General features: G+C 44.1%; 17 protein-coding genes. 3 read left to right on the top strand and 14 right to left on the bottom strand.

What is annotated here, in order from left to right; genetic code table 11:
* Positions 1–61: 61 nt before the first annotated feature.
* The 9 genes from G3570_RS06835 to G3570_RS16480 all read right to left on the bottom strand — a co-directional run bounded on the left by G3570_RS06835 (position 62) and on the right by G3570_RS16480 (position 11,081).
* Positions 62–1,312 (bottom strand): M16 family metallopeptidase, encoded by a 1,251-nt coding sequence (locus G3570_RS06835; RefSeq protein WP_165140594.1) that lies wholly within the window; start codon positions 1,310–1,312, stop codon positions 62–64.
* Between the two features lie 188 nt (positions 1,313–1,500).
* Positions 1,501–3,624, bottom strand: a complete 2,124-nt coding sequence (pnp, locus tag G3570_RS06830; protein WP_165140592.1) for a polyribonucleotide nucleotidyltransferase — start codon at positions 3,622–3,624, stop codon at positions 1,501–1,503.
* Positions 3,625–3,806: 182 nt separating this feature from the next.
* Complete coding sequence (gene rpsO, locus G3570_RS06825) at positions 3,807–4,076, bottom strand: 30S ribosomal protein S15 (RefSeq protein WP_165140590.1); 270 nt, start codon at positions 4,074–4,076, stop codon at positions 3,807–3,809.
* Between the two features lie 98 nt (positions 4,077–4,174).
* Positions 4,175–5,110, bottom strand: a complete 936-nt coding sequence (locus G3570_RS06820; RefSeq protein ID WP_165140588.1) for a bifunctional riboflavin kinase/FAD synthetase — start codon at positions 5,108–5,110, stop codon at positions 4,175–4,177.
* Between the two features lie 32 nt (positions 5,111–5,142).
* Positions 5,143–5,877 (bottom strand): tRNA pseudouridine(55) synthase TruB, encoded by a 735-nt coding sequence (gene truB / locus G3570_RS06815; protein WP_165140586.1) that lies wholly within the window; start codon positions 5,875–5,877, stop codon positions 5,143–5,145.
* Between the two features lie 21 nt (positions 5,878–5,898).
* Entirely contained in the window at positions 5,899–6,273 is a 375-nt protein-coding gene (gene rbfA, locus G3570_RS06810) for a 30S ribosome-binding factor RbfA (RefSeq protein WP_165140584.1), read from the bottom strand.
* A 14-nt stretch (positions 6,274–6,287) separates the two neighbouring features.
* A complete protein-coding gene (infB, locus tag G3570_RS06805) occupies positions 6,288–9,230 on the bottom strand; it encodes a translation initiation factor IF-2 (RefSeq protein ID WP_165140582.1) in 2,943 nt (980 codons plus the stop codon).
* A gap of 119 nt (positions 9,231–9,349) precedes the next feature.
* Complete coding sequence (gene nusA, locus G3570_RS06800; RefSeq protein WP_165140580.1) at positions 9,350–10,603, bottom strand: transcription termination factor NusA; 1,254 nt, start codon at positions 10,601–10,603, stop codon at positions 9,350–9,352.
* A 19-nt stretch (positions 10,604–10,622) separates the two neighbouring features.
* A complete protein-coding gene (locus G3570_RS16480; protein WP_165140578.1) occupies positions 10,623–11,081 on the bottom strand; it encodes a ribosome maturation factor RimP in 459 nt (152 codons plus the stop codon).
* Positions 11,082–11,337: 256 nt separating this feature from the next.
* Between G3570_RS16480 and G3570_RS06790 the strand changes: the two genes are divergently transcribed.
* Positions 11,338–14,166 (top strand): WD40/YVTN/BNR-like repeat-containing protein, encoded by a 2,829-nt coding sequence (locus tag G3570_RS06790; protein WP_165140576.1) that lies wholly within the window; start codon positions 11,338–11,340, stop codon positions 14,164–14,166.
* Complete coding sequence (locus tag G3570_RS06785) at positions 14,141–14,647, top strand: DUF192 domain-containing protein (protein ID WP_165140574.1); 507 nt, start codon at positions 14,141–14,143, stop codon at positions 14,645–14,647. Before G3570_RS06790 ends, G3570_RS06785 begins: the two co-directional genes overlap by 26 nt.
* A 188-nt stretch (positions 14,648–14,835) precedes the next feature.
* On the opposite strand, the gene G3570_RS06780 is transcribed toward G3570_RS06785, so the two are convergent.
* The 5 genes from G3570_RS06780 to G3570_RS06760 all read right to left on the bottom strand — a co-directional run bounded on the left by G3570_RS06780 (position 14,836) and on the right by G3570_RS06760 (position 18,849).
* On the bottom strand, positions 14,836–15,612 hold the full coding sequence (locus tag G3570_RS06780) for an SGNH/GDSL hydrolase family protein (RefSeq protein ID WP_165140572.1): 777 nt from the start codon (positions 15,610–15,612) through the stop codon (positions 14,836–14,838).
* An 18-nt stretch (positions 15,613–15,630) separates the two neighbouring features.
* The gene (gene fbp / locus G3570_RS06775) at positions 15,631–16,662 is read right to left on the bottom strand and encodes a class 1 fructose-bisphosphatase (RefSeq protein WP_165140570.1); all 1,032 of its coding nucleotides are present in this window, start codon (positions 16,660–16,662) and stop codon (positions 15,631–15,633) included.
* A gap of 76 nt (positions 16,663–16,738) precedes the next feature.
* Positions 16,739–17,332: a dephospho-CoA kinase gene (coaE, locus tag G3570_RS06770; protein ID WP_165140568.1), complete on the bottom strand. Its 594-nt coding sequence runs from the start codon at positions 17,330–17,332 to the stop codon at positions 16,739–16,741.
* 57 nt (positions 17,333–17,389) lie between these two features.
* Positions 17,390–18,512, bottom strand: a protein-coding gene (gene prfB / locus G3570_RS06765) for a peptide chain release factor 2 (protein ID WP_165140566.1) whose coding sequence is annotated in 2 segments (ribosomal slippage) — positions 17,390–18,436 and positions 18,438–18,512 — 1,122 coding nt in all. Because the reading frame shifts where the segments join, the coding sequence is not laid out codon by codon here.
* 100 nt (positions 18,513–18,612) lie between these two features.
* Positions 18,613–18,849, bottom strand: a complete 237-nt coding sequence (locus tag G3570_RS06760; protein ID WP_165140564.1) for a hypothetical protein — start codon at positions 18,847–18,849, stop codon at positions 18,613–18,615.
* Positions 18,850–19,000: 151 nt separating this feature from the next.
* Between G3570_RS06760 and G3570_RS06755 the strand changes: the two genes are divergently transcribed.
* Positions 19,001–20,170 carry a BtaA family protein gene (locus tag G3570_RS06755; protein ID WP_165140562.1) on the top strand — a complete coding sequence of 390 codons (1,170 nt, stop codon included), beginning with the start codon at positions 19,001–19,003 and terminating at the stop codon, positions 20,168–20,170.
* Positions 20,171–20,172 lie beyond the last annotated feature (2 nt).

Here is a 20,172-nt window from a genome sequence, read left to right as displayed (position 1 = left end):
CAATGTTTCGCAAAGAAATATTCTTCGTCGCTTATAACTTTTCTGTACCTCTGGGAAATAGTTAATTTTCTGGTAATAAAATTGCTTCTGAAAATTGGTCCTTATCAAAAAAGTTTTGGGCAAAAGATTGCACCTCCCCCGCCTCAACACCGTCAATATTCTGTGTAAGCTCATCGAGGGTAACAAAACGGTTAAAATACAATTCACTTTTGGCCAATCGGGACATGCGATTACTCATGCTTTCAAGTGATAGCATAAGTTTACCCTTTAATTGTGATTTGGCCTCCTGCAGCTCTTGTTCGGGAATCTCTTCTTGCTGCAGTTTTTGCAATTCATTCTCAATAAGCTTTCTCACATGTTTCACATAGTCCTTATCCGTTCCTACGTAAACACCGTAAACCCCGGTATCCTGATAAGACTGGTTAAATGTGTTAATAGAATAGCAATAACCGTATTTTTCCCGGACGTTTTGATGCAGCCTCGAACTCATACCACCGCCCAATACCGTATTGGCAAGCAACAGGCGGTACTTATCATCGTGATCATAATCCAGCCCCCTGCGACCCAATATGAGATGTGTCTGTTCAATATCTTTAGTGAGACGCTGGTTAGAGACCTTGTAAGGGGTTAAGCTCTCATTATCTGAATCTTCGCCTTTGGCCGGAAGATTGCCAAAATAGTCGGATACCATATCAACCACTTTCTCGTGATCGCTGTTACCTGCAACTGCTATAAGCAAGTTCCAAGGTTGGTACCGTTCTTCCATATACTCATACAGATCATCTCGTGTAAAAGCTGAAACCGTCTCCTCAAAACCGATGATAGGTCTACCCAGTGGATGCCCTTCAAATAGCTTGTTACTGAACTCCTCAAAGAGGTAGTCGTCAGGACTGTCGCGGTACATTTTCATCTCTTCGATGACCACTTTCTTCTCCTTCTCAACCTCTTCCTGCGGAAATGATGGGTGAAGAACCATGTCAGAAAGCACATCCAGGGCTTTATCCATTTGGGTATTCAGGCACCTGGAATAATAACATGTGTATTCTGAGGAGGTGAATGCATTCAGATAACCTCCTACCGATTCCATACTCATGGCTATGTCGTAGGATGAGCGCGTTTCGGTGCCTTTAAAGAGCATGTGTTCCAAAAAATGAGTAATGCCTGCCTGTTTGGCCGTTTCATTTCGACTGCCGGTCTTAACCCAGATACCGACTGATACACTTTTTACGCTTTCAACCTTCTCGGTGACTACCTTCAAGCCGTTATCCAGTTTTGTTTTTTCTACAAAATCAATTTCCCTAAGGTTCTGCATGTGTTTATGTTACAGTAATATATTAATCTAAATTTCAGATAAATTGGGTAAAGAGTTGACCTAAGATAGGTCCAAGACTCTTTAGCCAGTTACAAGGACTTAGCTATTGCTGTCAATTAAAAGCGCCACCTTGAATTAACAAGATGGCGCTAAATATACAAAGCTTACCTTGTATCTTGTAATGATTTCTATTCTTCTTCTCCGTTTTTAGGAATAAGTGCTTTTCTGGAGAGACGAAGCTTACCACCGTGTTCAACTTTCAGCAGCTTGACTTCAATTTCATCTCCAACGGAGAGCACATCACTAACATTCTTAACATGCTCGTGACTGATTTCCGAAACGTGAAGCAGTCCGTCTTTTCCGGGGACAATCTCAACGAAAGCTCCGTATTCCTTGATGGCTTTAACCACACCTTGATAGGTAGCTCCTTCATCAAGCTGTCCGACTATGCCCTGAATTCTCTTCTTGGCTTCTTCAGCTTTGGCAAGATCATTAGCTGTAATGGTAATTTTACCCTTACCGGTTTCATCATCTTCTTCAACCCAGATCTCCGTATCAGTCTCTTTCTGGAGAGTCTGAATAACTTTACCGCCAGGACCAATAACTGCACCGATTTGGTCACCGTCAATGGTCATATTGATGAACTGAGGAGCATATTCTGAAATGTTGTCTTTTGGTCGAGAGATTGTCTCGGCCATTTTTTCGAGGATATGCAAACGACCCTCGTGAGCTTGTTGCAATGCCTCTTCAAGTACTTCAAAGGAGATGCCTCTGACTTTCATATCCATCTGGCAGGCTGTCAATCCTTCGGAGCTTCCTGCAGTTTTGAAGTCCATGTCGCCCATGAAGTCTTCTTCCCCGCGGATGTCGGATAGTACAACCTGGTCATTTTCTCCTACAATCATACCCATTGCAATACCTGCAACAGGCTTTTTAAGAGGAACACCGGCATCCATAAGGGCCATTGAACCGCCACAAACAGAAGCCATGGAAGATGATCCGTTGGATTCGGTGATATCAGAGATCACACGAATAACGTAACCGAAATCCTCAAAGGACGGCATCAGTTTTTTGATAGCCCGTTCTGCAAGGTGTCCGTGACCGATTTCACGTCGTCCGGGTCCACGAAGGAATCCGGCTTCACCTACGCAATACGGGGGGAAATTATAGTGAAGGAAAAAGTTTTTATCCTCTTCCACCAGCAGCGTATCTACTGCCTGGGCGTCTTTCTTGGTACCCAGTGTTACAGAAACCAGAGCCTGTGTCTCGCCCCTGGTGAAGATTGCAGAACCATGAGTTCTGGCAAGATAGCCTACCTGGGTCCAGATATCACGGATATCTTCAGGTGAACGACCATCGATGCGACGTTTCTTTTCAAGTACCATGTTTCGAAGCTGATCGGTTTCAATATCACCGACAATTCCTTTAATGGTATCTCCTTCTTCTTCATACTCTTCAAGCTCGGTTAACTCTTCAGCTACCGAATCTTTGATATTCTTAAGGCCTTCATTGTATTCTTCTTTTCCAAGACCGGTATTGACCAGCTCACGTACCCGGTCTTCCGCTTTCTCATGAACTTTAGCTTTCAGATCCTCATCAACGGGCTCAGGTTCAAATACCCGCTTTTCTTTACCGAATTCTTCGCGAAGCTCTTCCTGGAATTCACAAAGCTTTATAATGGATTGGTGGGCCGCTTTTATGGCGTCCAGCATTTCGGCTTCAGATATCTCTTCCATCTCGCCTTCCATCATCAACACGCTTTCGGCAGTACCGCCAACAATCATGTCGATATCACTTTCCTTGAGTTCAGATACGGTAGGGTTGATGACGAATTCTCCGTCAACACGTCCTACTCTGACTTCAGCGGAGGGTCCGTCGAAAGGTGCATCTGAAATGTGCAATGCGGCTGAGGCGCCAAAACCTCCCAATACATCTCCGTCGTTTTCTCCATCGGAAGAAAGCACGGAACAGATAATTTGTGTTTCACATCTGTAATTTTTGGGAAACAACGGTCGGATGGTGCGGTCAATCAACCGACTTGACAAGATTTCCTTTTCCGAAGGACGTCCTTCCCGCTTAATAAAACCGCCTGGAAATTTACCGCCTGCAGAGAAACTCTCTCGCAAGTCTACGGTCAGAGGGAAAAAATCCTGTCCCGGTTTTGGTTCTTTTGCACTGACAGCGGTGCAAAGCACCATTGTATCGCCCATTCGAACGGTTACGCAACCGTCAGCTTGTTTTGCAATTCGTCCTGTTTCCACTGATAAGGTTTTACCAGGAGCGAATTCTACACTTTTAAATTCTTCTTTCATCGTATTTACCAATAACTTCTATTCTAATTTATGTTCTGTCTTGTTGACTGCGAGGTTTCAAACTGAAACCTTCTGCTACAATTGATTGAGGAAAATCAGAAAGGATAATATCCCTCAAACCATGCGATATGCCAGTGATGTACCAATATAAAAAAGGCACGTATTAAACGTGCCTCAAATAATTACTTCCTGATACCAAGATCACCAATAAGTTCACGATATTTCTCAATATCTTTTTTCTTGAGATAGTTGAGCAAACGGCGACGCTTCCCAACCATTTTCAGCAAACCTCTGCGAGAAGCATGATCCTGCTGATTATCTTTGAGGTGATCGGTCAAATCGTTGATTCTAGCCGTGAATATGGCTATTTGAGCTTCGGTAGATCCCGTATTTTCTTCGGATCCGCCGTATTTTTTAACAATTTCTTCTTTCTGTTCTTTAGTTATCGACATGTGTTATCTAAGTTCTGATTTTCTTTACGTAAACGACACGTTTCTATTATCATTATAGCGTGCAAAGATAAGATTTACCGGGCAGGTTTGCAATATTTTTAATGCCTCTCAAGTATTTCTTTTGCCTCTTTTTCATCCTTCTGCAACTGGCTTATAAGTTCGTCCACACTTGAGAATTTTTTTTCATCCCTGATCCTTTTAACGAACCGTACCTGCACTTCCTTACCATAGATTTCTTCATCAAAATCAAAGAGGTGAACCTCCAGGGAACGTACTTGTTCATCGAAGGTCGGTCGCGTACCTATATTCATCATACCGTGGTACCATTTTCCCTCATAGCGAACATCGACCGCATAGACTCCGTCTTTTGGTATAATCTTCCGGCTATCCTCAGGTTTGATATTGGCCGTTGGATATCCGATCTCCTTCCCTCTTTTGTCTCCATGAATAACTGTTCCGTTTAATCGGTAGAGCCTTTGCAGAAATTCTGCCGCTTCTTCAACATCCCCCTTCTCGCTTATTGCATTTCTGATTGCCGTACTGCTAACGGTTTTTGCTCCTACTTCTCTTTTTGATACAACATAGGTTTCAAAACCCAGCTCTTTGCCTAGTTGCTCCACCGTTTCGATAGACCCTTCCCTATCCTTGCCAAAATGATGGTCGTAACCGATAACAAATTCAGCGACACCAATTTTTCCATAGATGATATCCCTTATAAACTCTTCTGAGCTCAATAATGAAAAATCCCGATCAAAAGGAATTACCACCATTCGGTCGATACCCAGTTCTTCCAGTATTTCCCGGCGCTCCGGAAGTGTGGTAAGCAATTTTATCCCTGCATCTCCGGGATTGATAATCTCTCTGGGATGAGGATCAAAAGTTACGATAACGCTGCGGGCATTACGCTCCTCAGCTTTTCGAAGCACAGTATCCATAATTGCACGATGACCCGCGTGTACACCGTCAAAGGTGCCAACGGTAACCACAGAATTAGCATCATGCGTTACATCATTCAGGTAAACAAGATCTGCCATTTCTAACGATTAAATTCAGATGTTGATTTAATTTACTTATCCAGAAATATCGCATTTAATTTCTCTATGCTAAGTGCATCCTCATTTTGAAAATCACCGATGGAAGTACGTTTCAGACCGGTTAGATGAGCCAAGGAATCCACAGCTTTTCCCAGATCATATGCTAAGGTTCGAATATAGGTGCCTTTACTGCATTTTACATATAAGGTCAGTTGAGGGTTCCGGAATTCTAAAATCTTCGTTTCATAAATAATAACCTGCCTGGGAGTTCGCTTAACCTCTTTGCCTTTCCTGGCCAACTTGTACAAAGGCGTCCCATTATGCTTCAAAGCAGAGTACATGGGTGGAATTTGAATAATCTGTCCGCTAAAGCGGTTCTCCAGGGCTTTCTCAATCTGTTCCCTTGTTATGTGATCAAATTCTGCTCTATCCTCAATTTCTGTTTCGGCATCATGGCTGGGTGTTGAAGCGCCGAAAGTAATCTCACCGATGTATTCTTTAGGCTTCGATTGAATCTCTGATATCGATTTTGTGCCTTTACCTGTGCAAAGTATTAACAACCCGGTAGCCATTGGGTCAAGTGTTCCGGCATGGCCGATTTTTCTAAGATCCACACATTTGCGTAAATGTTTTACGACATCAAAACTGCTCCACTTTTTAGGCTTGCTAATAAGAAAGGCAGCACCTTGTGAATAATCAAAAGCAGGGTCCGGCAGGTTTTGTTTAGAATAGACCGGCAGTTTATCAATGGGAATGGCTCTTGCCATGCTGGTGGGTGAGAATATGGATTACTCTTCCTCTCCGGTTGAGCGCTGTTTTCTCTCCTCTCGGATCTGATCAAAGAGATTCTCCATTTTATCCACGTACTCGGCACTTTCATCCTTATTGAAATGCAGTTCCGGGATGCGGCGAACCTGGTGTCTTATTTTAGAGGCCAACTCTTTACGGATGGAGGCATTATGCTCAACCAGATTGGAGAAAATGGCGTCTTCATCTTTACCCGGTGCATAAATACTGAGAAATACTTTCGCGATAAGCAGATCCTGAGTCACCTCAACCTGGGTGACGGTAATAAATGACCCGCTCTTCTGATAGCTCTGTTGAATAATATTTCCAAGGTCACGCTGTATGACAGCAGCAAGCCGCTCAGTTCGAATACTCATATATATCTTAGGATTTAAACTTCAGCGTCATCGAAGCTTCGTGCATCTTCAAGCTTTCTCTTCTCTTCAACAACTTCGTAGTTTTCGATGACGTCTCCTACTTTCAAGTCGTTGTAGTTGACTATGCTGATACCGCACTCATATCCGGTTTGTACTTCTTTGACATCGTCTTTAAATCGCTTGAGGGCATCGATTTCCCCATCATAAATAACGACGCCATCTCTTACCACGCGTACAGGATTATTCCTGAGGACTTTACCGTCTGTTACATAGCAACCGGCAATGGTACCGACTTTGGAGACTTTGAATATTTCGCGGACTTCTGCATTACCGACCAGTTTTTCACTGATATCCGGTGACAAGAGTCCTTCCATAGCATCTTTCACTTCATCAACGGCATCATAGATTACGCTGAAGAGTCGAATATCAATCTCTTCTTCCTCGGCAACTTTACGGGCATTTGAGGTAGGCCGTACCTGGAAACCGATAATAATAGCATCGGAAGCGGAAGCAAGCAGCACATCGGATTCGGTTATGGCACCGGCACCGGTATGTATAATATTTACGCTGACCTCGTCGGTACTGATCTTCTGCAGTGCTCCGGAGAGTGCCTCAATAGATCCGTCTACATCGGCTTTAATAATAATATTCAACTCGGAAACTTCACCCAGTGCCATTCTGCGGGATAGGTCATCAAGGGTAAGGTGTTTGGTTCTTCTAAGTTCCTGCTCACGACGAATTTGCTGCCTTTGATTAGCAACTTCTTTGGCCATCTTTTCATCTTCTGTGACCACCAGCTTATCACCGGCTTGTGGAATATCATCAAAACCCATTAGCTGCACAGGTTGTGATGGACCGGCTTTCTCAATTCTTTCGCCATGCTCATTTTCCATGGCACGTACACGTCCGAAGCAAGGTCCCGCAACAAAAGGATCACCAATCTTAAGTGTTCCATTCTGAACAAGGATATTGGCAACCGTACCCTTTCCTTTGTCCACACGAGCCTCAAGTACCACACCATCAGCACGTCGGTTTGGATTGGCCTTCAATTCCATCAGTTCAGATTCTATGAGTACCTTTTCAAGCAGTTCCGGAATACCTTCACCGGTTTTTGCAGATACCTCAGCAACCTGATTGTTACCGCCATACTCCTCAACGATGACATCATGTTCAGTTAGTTGCTGCTTGATTTTGTCGGGATTTGCTCCCTCCTTGTCAATCTTGTTAATAGCTACAATAATGGAAACACCGGCTGCTTTGGCGTGGTTGATAGCCTCAACTGTCTGCGGCATCACCGCATCATCAGCTGCAACAACCAGTATTACAATATCCGTTGCCTGGGCACCGCGTGAACGCATTGCAGTAAAGGCCTCGTGACCCGGCGTATCGAGGAATGTTATGTTTCTACCATCATCAGTCTGAATTTCATAAGCTCCTACGTGCTGGGTAATACCTCCGGCCTCGCCTTCAGCAACCTGCGCTTTACGGATGTAATCGAGCAGGGAAGTTTTACCGTGGTCAACGTGACCCATGACTGTAATGATCGGTGCGCGAGGCTCTAGATCTTCCGGATCATCCTCTTCAAGCTCAATCTCTTCAATGGCTTCATCGGCATCGACAAACTCTACTTCAAAGCCGTACTCTTCGGCAACAAGTTCTATGGTACTGGCATCCAGACGCTGGTTGATGGATACCATCATGCCCAGATTCATGCAAGTTGTGATGACATCATTGGTCTTAACATCCATTATATCTGCCAGATCACTCACCGTAATAAACTCGGTAACTTCAATGATCTCATCTTCAAGCTCTTCCATTTCTGCCTGAAGCTGTTCTTCTTCCTCACGCTCTTCCTTACGCTGGCGTCTTCTTTTCTGGCGCCGGCTACCCACGGTTTCAGAAGACTTCATCTTCTGCATGGTTTCCTTAAGCTTTTGCTCGACGTCTTCTTCTTCTACCCGACTACCGCGTCCTTTTCTTTTCTTACGTTTCTTTTTCTCTTTCTTACTCTTTCTTTTACTCTTGGAAGAGTCATCATCACTTTCGTCTCGGTCCTTACGTCGCTTTCTTTTCTTCCGGCGCTTTGGCTGATTACCTACATCAACTTTACCGAGAACTTTTGTACCTTTAAGTCGACCGGCACGCCCTCTAATGACGTCTTCTTCGTCCTCGTCTTCATCATCTTCTTCATCCTCTTCGGGTACTTCGTCCTCTTGCTCGTCTTCATCATCTTCTTCATCCTCTTCGGGTACTTCGTCCTCTTGCTCGTCTTCATCATCTTCTTCATCCTCTTCGGGTACTTCGTCCTCTTGCTCGTCTTCATCATCTTCTTCATCGGCCTCAGCTGCAATCTCTTCAGCTTCTTCAGTATCTTCAGCATCTTCGATATCATCTTCCTCTGGAGTATCTTCTTCCTCTGATTCGGCTTCCGTTTCAACCTCTTCAGCAGTTTCAACTTCCTCTTTTTCTTTCTTTTTCTCTTCTGCTTCAGGTTCAGCTTCCTGGGTCTCTTCCGATTCTTCGGCTACTTCCTCTTCAGTTTCTTCAACCTCCTCTGTCTCTTCTGCTTCTACCGTAGCTTCCTCTTCTTCATCTTGCGGAATAAGACCTTCGATAGTGCCTTCGTCTTCTTCAAAATCATCCTGAGGCTCCAACGGCAGCTCTTCATCGAGGGGCTCCAGGTAGTCATCTATAGATACACTTTCATTTCTACTGGCGTGTATCTGATTACGCCTGTTTTCATACTCCTGGCGTGCTTTGATATGCTCTTGACTCTTAGCCTTGTCTACACCATAGGTTTCCTCGAGAACCTCGTACATTTCCGGGGTAATCTTGGAATTCGGCTTATTGGCTACATCAAAGCCTTCTTCTGCCAGCGCATCTACTATAGATTGTGTAGAGACGTTGTATTCAGATGCAACTTTGAAAAGTTTTTTTGGTCTATCGTTTGGCGACATAAATGTAATTAAATGGAACTAAGTATTTCTGACCGCAAATAGCGGCTACGCATTAAAATAAGAAGGTACTGTTTATTTTTGTAATGGGACAATTATTAAAGGTCCGGTTAAGTGACTTCTTATTGTTCGTCTTCAAATTCATACGCGATGATGTCGATGATTCGTTCGGCTTCTTCCGGATTAATCTTTCCTTCGGTTCTCCGAACAATTTCCTCTTCATCCAGCTCGAGGACCGCGCGTGCTGTATCGCAGCCGATTTCGTGGAGCATTTCGATGACATCCGCTCCAAAGTCTACTTCAAACTCCTTCAGGTCGATATCATCTTCCTCTTCAACTTCACGATAAACATCTATTTCACATTCAGTGAGTTTCGATGCAAGACGGATGTTAACCCCGCCTTTACCGATAGCTTTGGATACCTCATCGGCAGGAACAAGAACCTTGGCATGTTCTCCATCTTCACTCAACTCAACACTAAGTACTTTCGCAGGCTGAAGTGCACGCTTGATAAATTCAAATTTATCATCGCTGTAGTTAATGACATCGATATTCTCATTCTGAAGCTCTCTAACTATGGCATGAATGCGTATTCCTTTCATGCCGACACATGCACCAACCGGATCCACGCGCTCATCATGAGAAACTACAGCTACCTTCGAGCGATCTCCCGGTTCGCGGGCGATGCGCTCCAGATCAATGATTCCGTCGAATACTTCCGGAATCTCATTTTCAAAAAGTCTTTCCAGAAATAGCGGAGAAGTACGGGAAATAATCACCGATGGATTCCCATTGTAACGCTTAACCTCCTTGACAACGGCTCGTATGGTGTCTCCTTTGCGGTAGCGATCCTTGTAGATCTGTTCGCTTTTGGGCAGTACCAGCTCCACGCCATTATGGTTTACCAGCATGTCACGGCTGCGAATCTGGTAGACATCACCGAGAACTATTTCTCCAACGCGGTCGGAGTATTCTTCGAAAATATTGTCTTTCTCAATTTCACGAATGCGCTGAGCCAGTTGCTGACGGGCCATCATGACCGCACGGCGACCGAAATCCTGTATAGAAAGTTCCTGCGCATATTCATCATACAATTCGAGATCGGGATCATACTTCAGGGCTTCTTCCAGGGTAATTTCATTTACCTCATCGGTGAGCTCCTCTTTGGGAACCACTTCCCTGACGTGCAAAATCTGAATATCACCGCGGTCTGCATTGATGATCACTTCAAAGGCTTCATCATCACCATACTTCTTGCGAATCATCGTACGGAATACATCTTCCAGTATGGATAACAGTAAATCCTTATCAATGTCTTTGTCTTTTGCTATTTCGGCAAAAGACTGAATAATTTGTTTCGAAATATCTGTTTGCATCAGTTTACTCAGTTACTTTCTAAATTGTAGGTATTATTTTTGTTTCTACCAGCTGATCATAATGTAGCTTCAGGACCGATCCGTCTTCCTGCTCAATCGCAATATCATTATCATCGACATCCTGTAAAATACCCTCGATCTTGAGGTATTCACCGTCGACTTTATATTTTACCTTTGCCTTTCTTCCTTTATTCTTTGGATACTGCCTTTTATCTGAAAGCGGTCTGGTAACTCCTGGAGAAGATACATTGATACGATATCCACCCGGAAACATGTCGTGAGCGTCCATCAGGAAGCTCAGCTCCCTGCTTACTTCCGCACACTCGTCCATATTAACACCACGATCGTCGGCATCAATATACACCCAGATAACGGGCTCCTTGTTACCCTTAATTTCGACCTCGACGAGGAAGAAATCGGTGTTGGTAAGGACCGATTCTGCAAGTTCAGAAATCTTTTGTATTGCTTTGTTTTGCACGATTTTCCTGATTTTAGGTACAAAAAAAAGTGAGGACCTTTCGGCGCTCACTTAAACCATCTTAAGATACCGTTAATAGCACTAAAAAACAACTTGCCTGCCTGCATTAAAATACCTTCGCAAGATAGCTGAAATTCTTTATCATCAGATGACTTCAATCTTAAGGCAAGGGATTACTTTTTTAATTTTTAAGGAAAAATTGTAAAGTAATCCCTTGTTTTAGCTAAACCGGAAACTGAATAAAATCTATTCACCTATGAAACGAAAAGTCGGCCTGCTGTTTCTATTCTTATTTACCTTTATTGCGTTTAATGCCCATAGCCAATTGGTAGAGTCTACTACTACCGATCAAAGAGAGCAAACGGTGGAACAGTATCAGCAAATGAGACAAAACTCTATTTTCAAGGAGTATCCTGTCAGGAATGTCGGACCGGTCGTAATGAGTGGCAGGGTCACCGATATTGCCGTACACGAGCAGCGACCCAGTCACTTTTATGTTGCCTATGCTTCAGGCGGTGTTTTTGAAACAACCAACAGTGGTAATACCATGTCCCCTATTTTTGACAACCAGGGCTCATTGACAATTGGTGATATCGCTATTTCCGCAGCTAATGATGATATCCTTTGGGTGGGCACCGGTGAAAACAACAGCAGCCGTTCAAGTTATGCAGGAGCAGGTATATACAAGAGTACGGATGGAGGTAAAAATTGGAATTATGCCGGTTTGCGCGGTTCTCAACACATTGGACGGATCGTCACCCACCCTGACAATGAAGATGTTGCCTGGGTGGCAAGTATGGGTCCCCTTTACTCTATGAATGATGTACGGGGTATCTATAAAACTACGGACGGAGGTACCAACTGGCAGAAATCACTCACTCCACCCGACAGTACTGGGGTTATTGATTTGATCATTCATCCGGAAAACCCGGATATTCTTTGGGCAACCACCTGGCAGCGCTTTCGTCAGGCCTGGAATTTCCAGGAAGCCGGCGAAGGATCTGCCATCTACAAATCTACCGATGGCGGTGAGAGCTGGAACAAAGTAATGAATGGATTTCCGGAAGGAAATTTTGTGGGACGAATAGGCATTGACGTCAGTCATTCAAACCCTGACATACTCTATACTTTTTTAGACAATCAAAAAGAGACCAAAACGAAAGTCGAGGAAGAGCAAGAAGGTTTGACCCAGACTGATTTCCTGGAGATGGATAAGAAGGATTTTCAGCAGCTCGATGATGAAGAACTGGAAAAGTTTCTACGGGATAACGGTTTTCCTGAAAAGTATACGGCTGCCAGGGTAAAACTTGATGTACAGGAAGGGAAGTATGAGCCGAAAGCCTTGTCGGAATACTTGGGAGATGCCAATGCTGCACTGTTTGAAACCGATATCAACGGTGCCGAAGTATACAAGTCAACCGACGGCGGGGAGAGCTGGCAAATGGTTAATGAATATGCCCTTGATAATATTATTTTCACCTACGGCTACTATTTCGGTGAAGTCAGGGTATCACCCACTGACCCAGATGAATTGTATATAATGGGTGTTCCCGCTCTGAAATCGACAGATGGAGGTGCAACCTGGAAAACTATTGCCGAGAATCAGCCTGTACATGTCGACCATCATGCTATGTGGATTGATCCCTCCGACACTGACCACATTTTACTGGGTAATGACGGCGGGCTGTACGAGAGCCATGACGGGGGTATCAATTTCATTCACCATAATGTAACACCGGTTGGCCAGTTTTATACGGTTGACGTGGATATGGAGAAGCCATATAACATTTATGGAGGCTTGCAAGATAACGGAGTCTATACCGGGCCTTCCACAGGATCACCTGATGACAATAATTACTGGGAGCGACTTTTCGGCGGCGACGGAATGCACGTTCAGGTTGACCCGAGAAACAGTGATTTGGTTTATACCGGATTCCAGTTTGGCAATTATTTCAAAATTGATCGTTCGGCAAATGACTATACGCGTATCACGCCACGCCATGAGGTAGGCGAAGAACGCTACCGGTACAACTGGAACACACCTGTAGAACTGAGCAATCACAACGCGGATATTGTCTATTTCGGGACCCAAAAACTCAATAGAAGCTTTGACCAGGGTGAGACCTGGACTCCGATTAGTCCTGATTTAACCAATGAGAAAGCCGATCAGCAAGAAGGTGACGTCCCCTACTCTACCCTAACCACTATTGCTGAATCACCATTGAATTTCAACGTGATCTGGGTAGGTACCGATGACGGTAACGTTCAACTAACCAGAGATGGCGGTAACAGCTGGACTAATGTTTCCGGTAATCTTCCTGATCACCGTTGGGTCAGTGAGGTCCATGCCTCCAAGCATGATCAGGCCACAGCTTATGTTTCCCTGAATGGGTACCGATTCGACGAATTCAAAACCTATGTCTACAAAACAACCGATTATGGAAAAACCTGGCAATCAGTAAAAGGTGATCTACCGGAAGATGTTGCCAATATTATCATCCAGGATCCCGAGGTTTCGGATATCCTGTACGCCGGTTTGGATAACGGTACGTTTGTGAGCTTTAACGACGGAAAGAACTGGCATCTGTTGAGCGGTATTCCGAATGTGGCTTCTTATACCATGCTGGTCCACCCGCGGGATCTGGAACTGGTGGTGGCTACTCACGGACGCAGCATTTATGTTTCCGATGTGAAACCGCTTCATAAGGTTGCGGAAAACATCGAGGAGCCCATTTTAGGCTTAGAGGCAGCACCGGTTTCATTCTCCAATCGATGGGGAAGCCGCAGTGCCCCTTACCGGGATATCAATGAGCCTGAAGTAACATGGTTGTATTGGATAGGTAATGAAGATGTTCAGGACAATGAGGTAACCATAACTGTCAGAGACAGCGAGAATAATGTTGTCAAAGAGCTAAGCGATACCGGCAGCTATGGATTCAACTCCTTTTCCTGGAACCTCAGGACTCAGGATGCTGCAGAAGGTGCAGACAATGAATCCGACCTAAAATATCTTGGAAAAGGAAGCTATACGATATCATTTGAAGTAAACGGCAATAGCCATGAAATACCATTTGAAGTCAAGTAACCTATTACTTGTTTTTATCGGCATCCTGCTTTTGGTAGCAGGATGTTCCGGTAAGGAGAAGACCAATAGAGAAGAAAACAAAGGGCGCAGCATTGAGTTTACAAGAGAGCTGAGTTTTCTGAATCCAGAAGGAGAAATTATTAGCACGATTGAGGTTGCCATTGCCGATGACCAGGATGAACGGAATATGGGACTGATGGATGTGAATGAGCTTCCTTCGGATAAAGGAATGCTGTTCATATTTGACAGGCAACAGCCTTTAAGCTTTTGGATGGCCAATACTCCCCTCTCTCTGGATATCTTTTTCGTTAACGAATCAGGTGAGATTGTCCGGATTCATCAAAATACCCAGCCTTTTTCTGAGAATAATCTGACTTCCGGTGAGCCTGCTAAATACGTTATAGAAACCAACAACGGGTTCAGCATTTCACATGACATACAGGAAGGTATGAAAGTGGCACTGCCGGATACTTTGCCTTAGAGATAGGTATCTGAATTACGAGTAAGGATGCGTGGTGTCCGGAGCTACGTCAACTGCAGAGCAATAGACAAGTAAGTTCTAATTAGTTTTTTAAAACTGGTCTCTACCGTCCTTTTGCGACGCTAGCTTCTTCTGATCCGCGGTCAATCGAGCTATTCTGATAAGTCGTTATCTTGGTAGAATGCTACCTATAGCCTCTTCACCGTCTCCATCCAGGCGTTGGCCATTAAGCGGCTGCCGGCAATAGTGGGATGAACGCCGTCACCGGACCAGTAGGCAGCTCCGGTCTCTTCAGCGGCAAGGTCAAAGATTTCCTGGTAGGGTATGAAAGCAGCGCCAAACTCTTCAGCAATTCTCTTACTTGCTGCCCGGTATCGGGGAAATTTGGGGTACCAGTCGTCATTAATTGCTGTTCCACCCTTCAGTGCAAAGGGTTCACCAATAATGAGCTTTACTTTGGGTAAAGCCTTGAGAGTTCTATCAAGGAGACTACGGTAATCATTCTCATAAGTCTGTACATCACCCTTATAATTTAGATCAAGAGTATGCCAGAAGTCATTGACTCCTACTAATATACTAAGGATATCAGGTTGCAATTCGATGCAGTCTCTATCCCAGCGTTCAGCAAGCTGAAACACCTTATTGCCACTTATGCCCTTATTATAACATTTGATTTTTTTGGCGGGATAATCAGCTAACAACCCTGATGCAGCTAAGAACGCATACCCACTTCCCAGAGCGGATGCGGTATTGGGTGATTGATCGTTGCGATTTCTTCCTGCATCTGTGATTGAGTCTCCCTGAAACAGGATAACCGCCTCATTGGGTATCTCAAGGTCAGCGGACTCTGTTACAGCATATCGATCCGTCACATAATCCAGCAAAGAAAGGCCTCCGAATGATGCCAGCGTGGCACCGATGATGTTTTGTAAGAATTCTTCCCGCGTATACTGTTTTAGACTCATTGGTAAATATCAGCGGCTTCAGGCCTGTATGGGTTTTTCGGAATACTCCCTGATAAACTCACGTACCTTGAGCACGTTTTGCCTGGAACCTATATAAATCGGCGTTCTCTGGTGTATGGCATTAGGTTTGATCTCCAGTATCCTCCCTTCTCCATCAATAGCCATGCCTCCCGCCTGCTCTATTAAAAAGCTAAGCGGATTACACTCGTACATCAGGCGCAGCTTTCCACTTGGATATTGACTACTGTGAGGATAGATAAAGATCCCCCCCGTAATCAGTGTCCGATGAACATCAGCTACCATCGATCCGATATAACGTGCTTTATACGGGCGATTTGTTTGCGGATCTTCCACCTGGCAGTACTTAATGTACTTCTTAAGACCTAGGTCCCAGGAATTGTAACTGCCCTCATTAACACTATAGATGGTGCCCGTTTCAGGAATTTTAATATCATCATCAGAAAGAATGAATTCACCGATACTCGGATCAAGTGTAAATACGGATACGCCAAGACCGGTAGTGTAGGCCATCAGGGTACTTGAACCATACAGAACATACCCGGCTGCAACCTGCTTCAGGCCCGGCTGCAAAGCATCCGCCTTGCTAAGACCTTCATCAATATCTGACTGGCGCATGTAAATAGAAAAAATACTGCCAATAGATACATTGACATCAATATTGGATGAGCCGTCAAGCGGATCCAAATAGACAATATATTTACCTCCCTCGTTGTCAAGCTCGACAATACCATCATTCTCTTCCGAGATCACCATACAGGTAATATTCGAACGGTTTAGTGAGGATATCAGCTGCTTATCGGCAAAGAGGTCCAGTTTCTTTACGGTTTCCCCATGCACATTGGTAGATCCGTCCTCTCCCAGAATATTGGTAATACCGGCTTTATTGACTTCTCTGGAGATAATTTTTGCCGCCAGGCCGATATCACGAAGCAATTGGGACAGTTCTCCGGTAGCACCGGGAAACTTATTTTGTGCCTGGATGATGTACTCCTCTAAGGTAATTACCCGCTTATTTCTTCTGTCAACCATAGATCTCTTTTTGAAATTGCTTTCCCATTATTTTATAGATATATAAAAGTACCTATTTGTTCAACCTGAATGGCACTCATCCCGTTAGAATATCGTAATAAATGCGTTCCGCTTTCTCTTCAAGTTCCTGTAGGCTTCCGTTATTTTCAATAACGATATCAGCCAGGTGTTTCAAAGTTGAAAAGTCCTGCTGGTGCTCCATACGATCAACCACAAGCTCTTTATTAACCTTGTCTCTTTGCTGCACCCTTCCAATACGCTTCTCTTTGTCAGCGAGTAACAAAATGATGTAGTCTAGATGATTAGGACGCAGGTTTTGCAACAGCAGGGCCGCCTCGTACACAAAGACCTCATAACCGGCCTGCTCAGCCTTTTCCATGATTTCTTCAGTTTTAAGGGGTATACGAGGATGTACAATGTTGTTCAACTCCTCAACCCTGTCATTTTGAAAAGCCTGTTCAGCGAGATACTCACGGTTAAGCCTGCCGTCTTTCTTGTAAGAATCCCGTCCGAATGTATCCACCAATTCCTCTTTAACAGCAGGGTCTTCTGCCATTATTTTCTTTGCGAGGTCATCTGCGTTAAGCACATACGCCCCATGCTTTTTCAATATATTGCAGAAAGCTGTTTTTCCGCTGCCTATGCCTCCGGTGACCCCTACTCTTACCATGGTTTGTTACAAGGTTTCTGGCTGCCAGTTCTACGAATGATATGTTTAGCTTCTCTCTTATTCACCGACACCTGACATCAGGTAGGCTTTGATGAATTCATCCAGTTCTCCATCCATTACGGCATCAACATTTGAGGTTTCGTGCTCGGTTCTATGGTCTTTCACCATGTTATAGGGATGGAACACGTATGACCGAATCTGGGAGCCCCACTCAATACTGCTTTTGGAATCTTCGAGTTTTTGTTTCTGCTTTTCTTTAATCTGTTTTTCCAGTTCATATATCTTCGATTTCAGCAAAACCATTGCCTTTTCACGATTTTGCATCTGTGAACGCTCCTGTTGGCATTCGGCAACTACCCTCTCCTTGGAACCATCAGAAAGTTCTCCTTCCCAGATAAGACGTACCCCGGTTTCAACTTTGTTGACATTCTGGCCGCCGGCACCGCTGGCATGAAAACGCTGCAGTTCTACTTCACTTTCATTGATATCAATATCAATAGTGTCGTCAATCAATGGGGAGACAAATACCGAACAAAAAGAGGTATGACGACGGGAGTTACTGTCAAAGGGCGATATTCTCACCAGTCGATGTACTCCGCTTTCAGCTTTGAGAAAGCCATAGGCAAAATCACCGCTTATTTCGATGGTAGCGCTTTTCAGTCCGGCCACATCCCCTTGCTGATATTCTATTACCGAAACTTCGAAGTCCTGCTTTTTTGCCCAGCGTGTATACATACGATAGAGCATCTCAGCCCAGTCCTGGCTCTCTGTACCGCCCGCACCAGGGTTGAAGGTTACGATAGCATCGCGATGATCATCTTCACCCCGCAACATGTTTCGGAACTCTAACTCTTCGAGTCCTTTTTCCAGTTTTTTAAGCTCCTGTTTCAGTTCCTCTTCTACATCTTCTCCCTCCTCCTCAAACTGAAGATATACCTCAATGCTTTCTCTCAATCCGTTGAGTTCATCCCAGCTTTGCACCATGCTTTTCTCATGGTCCAGCTTCTTCATTATCTGCCGGGCATGATCCGGATCGTTCCAGAAATTTGGATCTTGCGTCTGCTCTTGAAGCTCTATGATTCGTACTTTGCGCTGATCGTAGTCAAAGATACCCCCTGAGCGCATCCACACGCTCAAAAAGTTCGTTCAAATAGTCGGTATTAACAGTAGTGCTGCTCATAAGTTGCCTGGTTTTTATAGCCTGTTTATAGTATGATATTATGAAAGTCCGAAAAGGAATTTCCTTAACAGAAAATATAGTAAGACAAGTTCTTAAATCACTATTTGGTAAGCCTTCCCAGAAGGATACCAATAGCAATGCCTCCGATTAATCCGATTAGTACACCTTCTTCAGGATGTGACCGAACGTATCTTCGACCTTCTTTGTAATCTCTGGTTATTTCATCGCTTAATTTTTCTCTTTCTTCCTGAAGCTTGTCAATCAGGTTAGTATACACTTTCCTTTTTTCTTTGGAAGCAGTCTCCTTTTTAGATTCTTTTTCTTCTTTCTTGGCCATAGTCAATCGGTTAATTAATCATTGCTCAAAGATACAAATTTAGCGGGGATTCCCAGTTTGTTTTTTTAGTTGAACTGACGAGAATCTTAACAATTAACTAACATTTGATTCACAGCAGGTACACAATCAATGCTTAGTTTCATTCAAGTTTATGAATCGTCTTCAAAATATTGTCCAAAACCTGCAGAGTAAACTTTTTGATACCGTGGTATCAAACCGTCTGGTTTACAATACCTGCTGGGAAGACCCGGAAATAGACAGAGAGCTTCTTGGTTTAGATTCCGAGAGCCAGGTCATTATGCTAAGCAGTGCCGGCTGCAATGCCCTCGATTATTTATTGGACGAACCGGAATCCATACACTGTATTGATGCTAATCCGGCCCAGAATGCCTTACTTGATCTAAAAAAAGCCCTATTTGAATATGGTAGTTATGAATTGCTCTGGAGACTATTTGGACAAGGCCATGATACTGAATTCCAAAACCTGTTCCGTGAGAATCTGGCGGAGCTACTCTCATCATCCTCCCGAAATTTTTGGCAGCGCCATATCAACTACTTTAGCCGGCCGGGAGTTGAAGGCTCATTCTATTACCGAGGAACATCCGGAAAAGTAGCCCTGATGATCCATAAACGAATCAAATACAAAGGTGTTTACGGACAGACGTTAAACCTGCTGGATTCAAAATCCCTTGAAGAGCAGCAGTATCACTATCAGGAAATAGAAAAGCACCTCTGGAGTGCGTTTTATAAATGGCTGTTCAAAAGAAATGCAACCATGGCCCTACTGGGTGTACCCGGCAGCCAGAGAGATATAATTGAAAATCAAACAGAAGGCGGGTTAATCAGCTATATCAATGAAGCGATGCGCACTGTCTTCACGCAAATACCCGTAGCCGAGAATTACTTCTGGAGAGTTTATCTTACCGGTTCCTATACCCAAGATTGCTGTCCCAATTATTTAAAAAAACAAAACTTCGATTTCTATAATCAGAGCAACCACCGAATTAAGACGTATAACTCCTATCTTCATGATTTCTTGGAAAAAAATCCCGGGTCGTATTCTCATTTTGTACTGCTGGATCACCAGGATTGGCTTGCTAATGCCAAACCTGAGTTATTGGCTAAAGAGTGGCAGCTGATACTCGACAATGCATGTCCGGGTGCTAAAATTTTATTCCGTTCGGCCGCTAGGGAGTGTGAGTTTCTACCTGAATTTACTCAAGACCGGTTAACCTTCAGACCGGAACTAACCGAACGACTCCATCCCAACGACCGGGTGGGTACATATGGCAATACATATCTGGCGGAGGTAAACAACTAACC

Source organism: Halalkalibaculum roseum (genome assembly GCF_011059145.1).
Classification (GTDB): domain Bacteria; phylum Bacteroidota; class Rhodothermia; order Balneolales; family Balneolaceae; genus Halalkalibaculum; species Halalkalibaculum roseum.
Note: the sequence above shows the minus strand (reverse complement) of the source record. Positions and strands in the feature narration are given on the sequence as shown.

Bases quoted from the DNA above. Each gene is read 5' to 3' on its own strand.
- G3570_RS06835 (WP_165140594.1), bottom strand. From the start codon at position 1,312: ATGCAGAACCTTAGGGAAATTGATTTTGTAGAAAAAACAAAACTGGAT.
- pnp (WP_165140592.1), bottom strand. From the start codon at position 3,624: ATGAAAGAAGAATTTAAAAGTGTAGAATTCGCTCCTGGTAAAACCTTA.
- fbp (WP_165140570.1), bottom strand. From the start codon at position 16,662: ATGGTTGACAGAAGAAATAAGCGGGTAATTACCTTAGAGGAGTACATC.
- rbfA (WP_165140584.1), bottom strand. From the start codon at position 6,273: ATGAGTATTCGAACTGAGCGGCTTGCTGCTGTCATACAGCGTGACCTT.
- G3570_RS06780 (WP_165140572.1), bottom strand. From the start codon at position 15,612: ATGAGTCTAAAACAGTATACGCGGGAAGAATTCTTACAAAACATCATC.
- nusA (WP_165140580.1), bottom strand. From the start codon at position 10,603: ATGCAAACAGATATTTCGAAACAAATTATTCAGTCTTTTGCCGAAATA.
- G3570_RS06755 (WP_165140562.1), top strand. From the start codon at position 19,001: ATGAATCGTCTTCAAAATATTGTCCAAAACCTGCAGAGTAAACTTTTT.
- G3570_RS06760 (WP_165140564.1), bottom strand. From the start codon at position 18,849: ATGGCCAAGAAAGAAGAAAAAGAATCTAAAAAGGAGACTGCTTCCAAA.
- rpsO (WP_165140590.1), bottom strand. From the start codon at position 4,076: ATGTCGATAACTAAAGAACAGAAAGAAGAAATTGTTAAAAAATACGGC.
- infB (WP_165140582.1), bottom strand. From the start codon at position 9,230: ATGTCGCCAAACGATAGACCAAAAAAACTTTTCAAAGTTGCATCTGAA.
- G3570_RS06820 (WP_165140588.1), bottom strand. From the start codon at position 5,110: ATGGCAGATCTTGTTTACCTGAATGATGTAACGCATGATGCTAATTCT.
- coaE (WP_165140568.1), bottom strand. From the start codon at position 17,332: ATGGTAAGAGTAGGGGTCACCGGAGGCATAGGCAGCGGAAAAACAGCT.
- G3570_RS06785 (WP_165140574.1), top strand. From the start codon at position 14,141: ATGAAATACCATTTGAAGTCAAGTAACCTATTACTTGTTTTTATCGGC.
- G3570_RS06790 (WP_165140576.1), top strand. From the start codon at position 11,338: ATGAAACGAAAAGTCGGCCTGCTGTTTCTATTCTTATTTACCTTTATT.
- truB (WP_165140586.1), bottom strand. From the start codon at position 5,877: ATGGCAAGAGCCATTCCCATTGATAAACTGCCGGTCTATTCTAAACAA.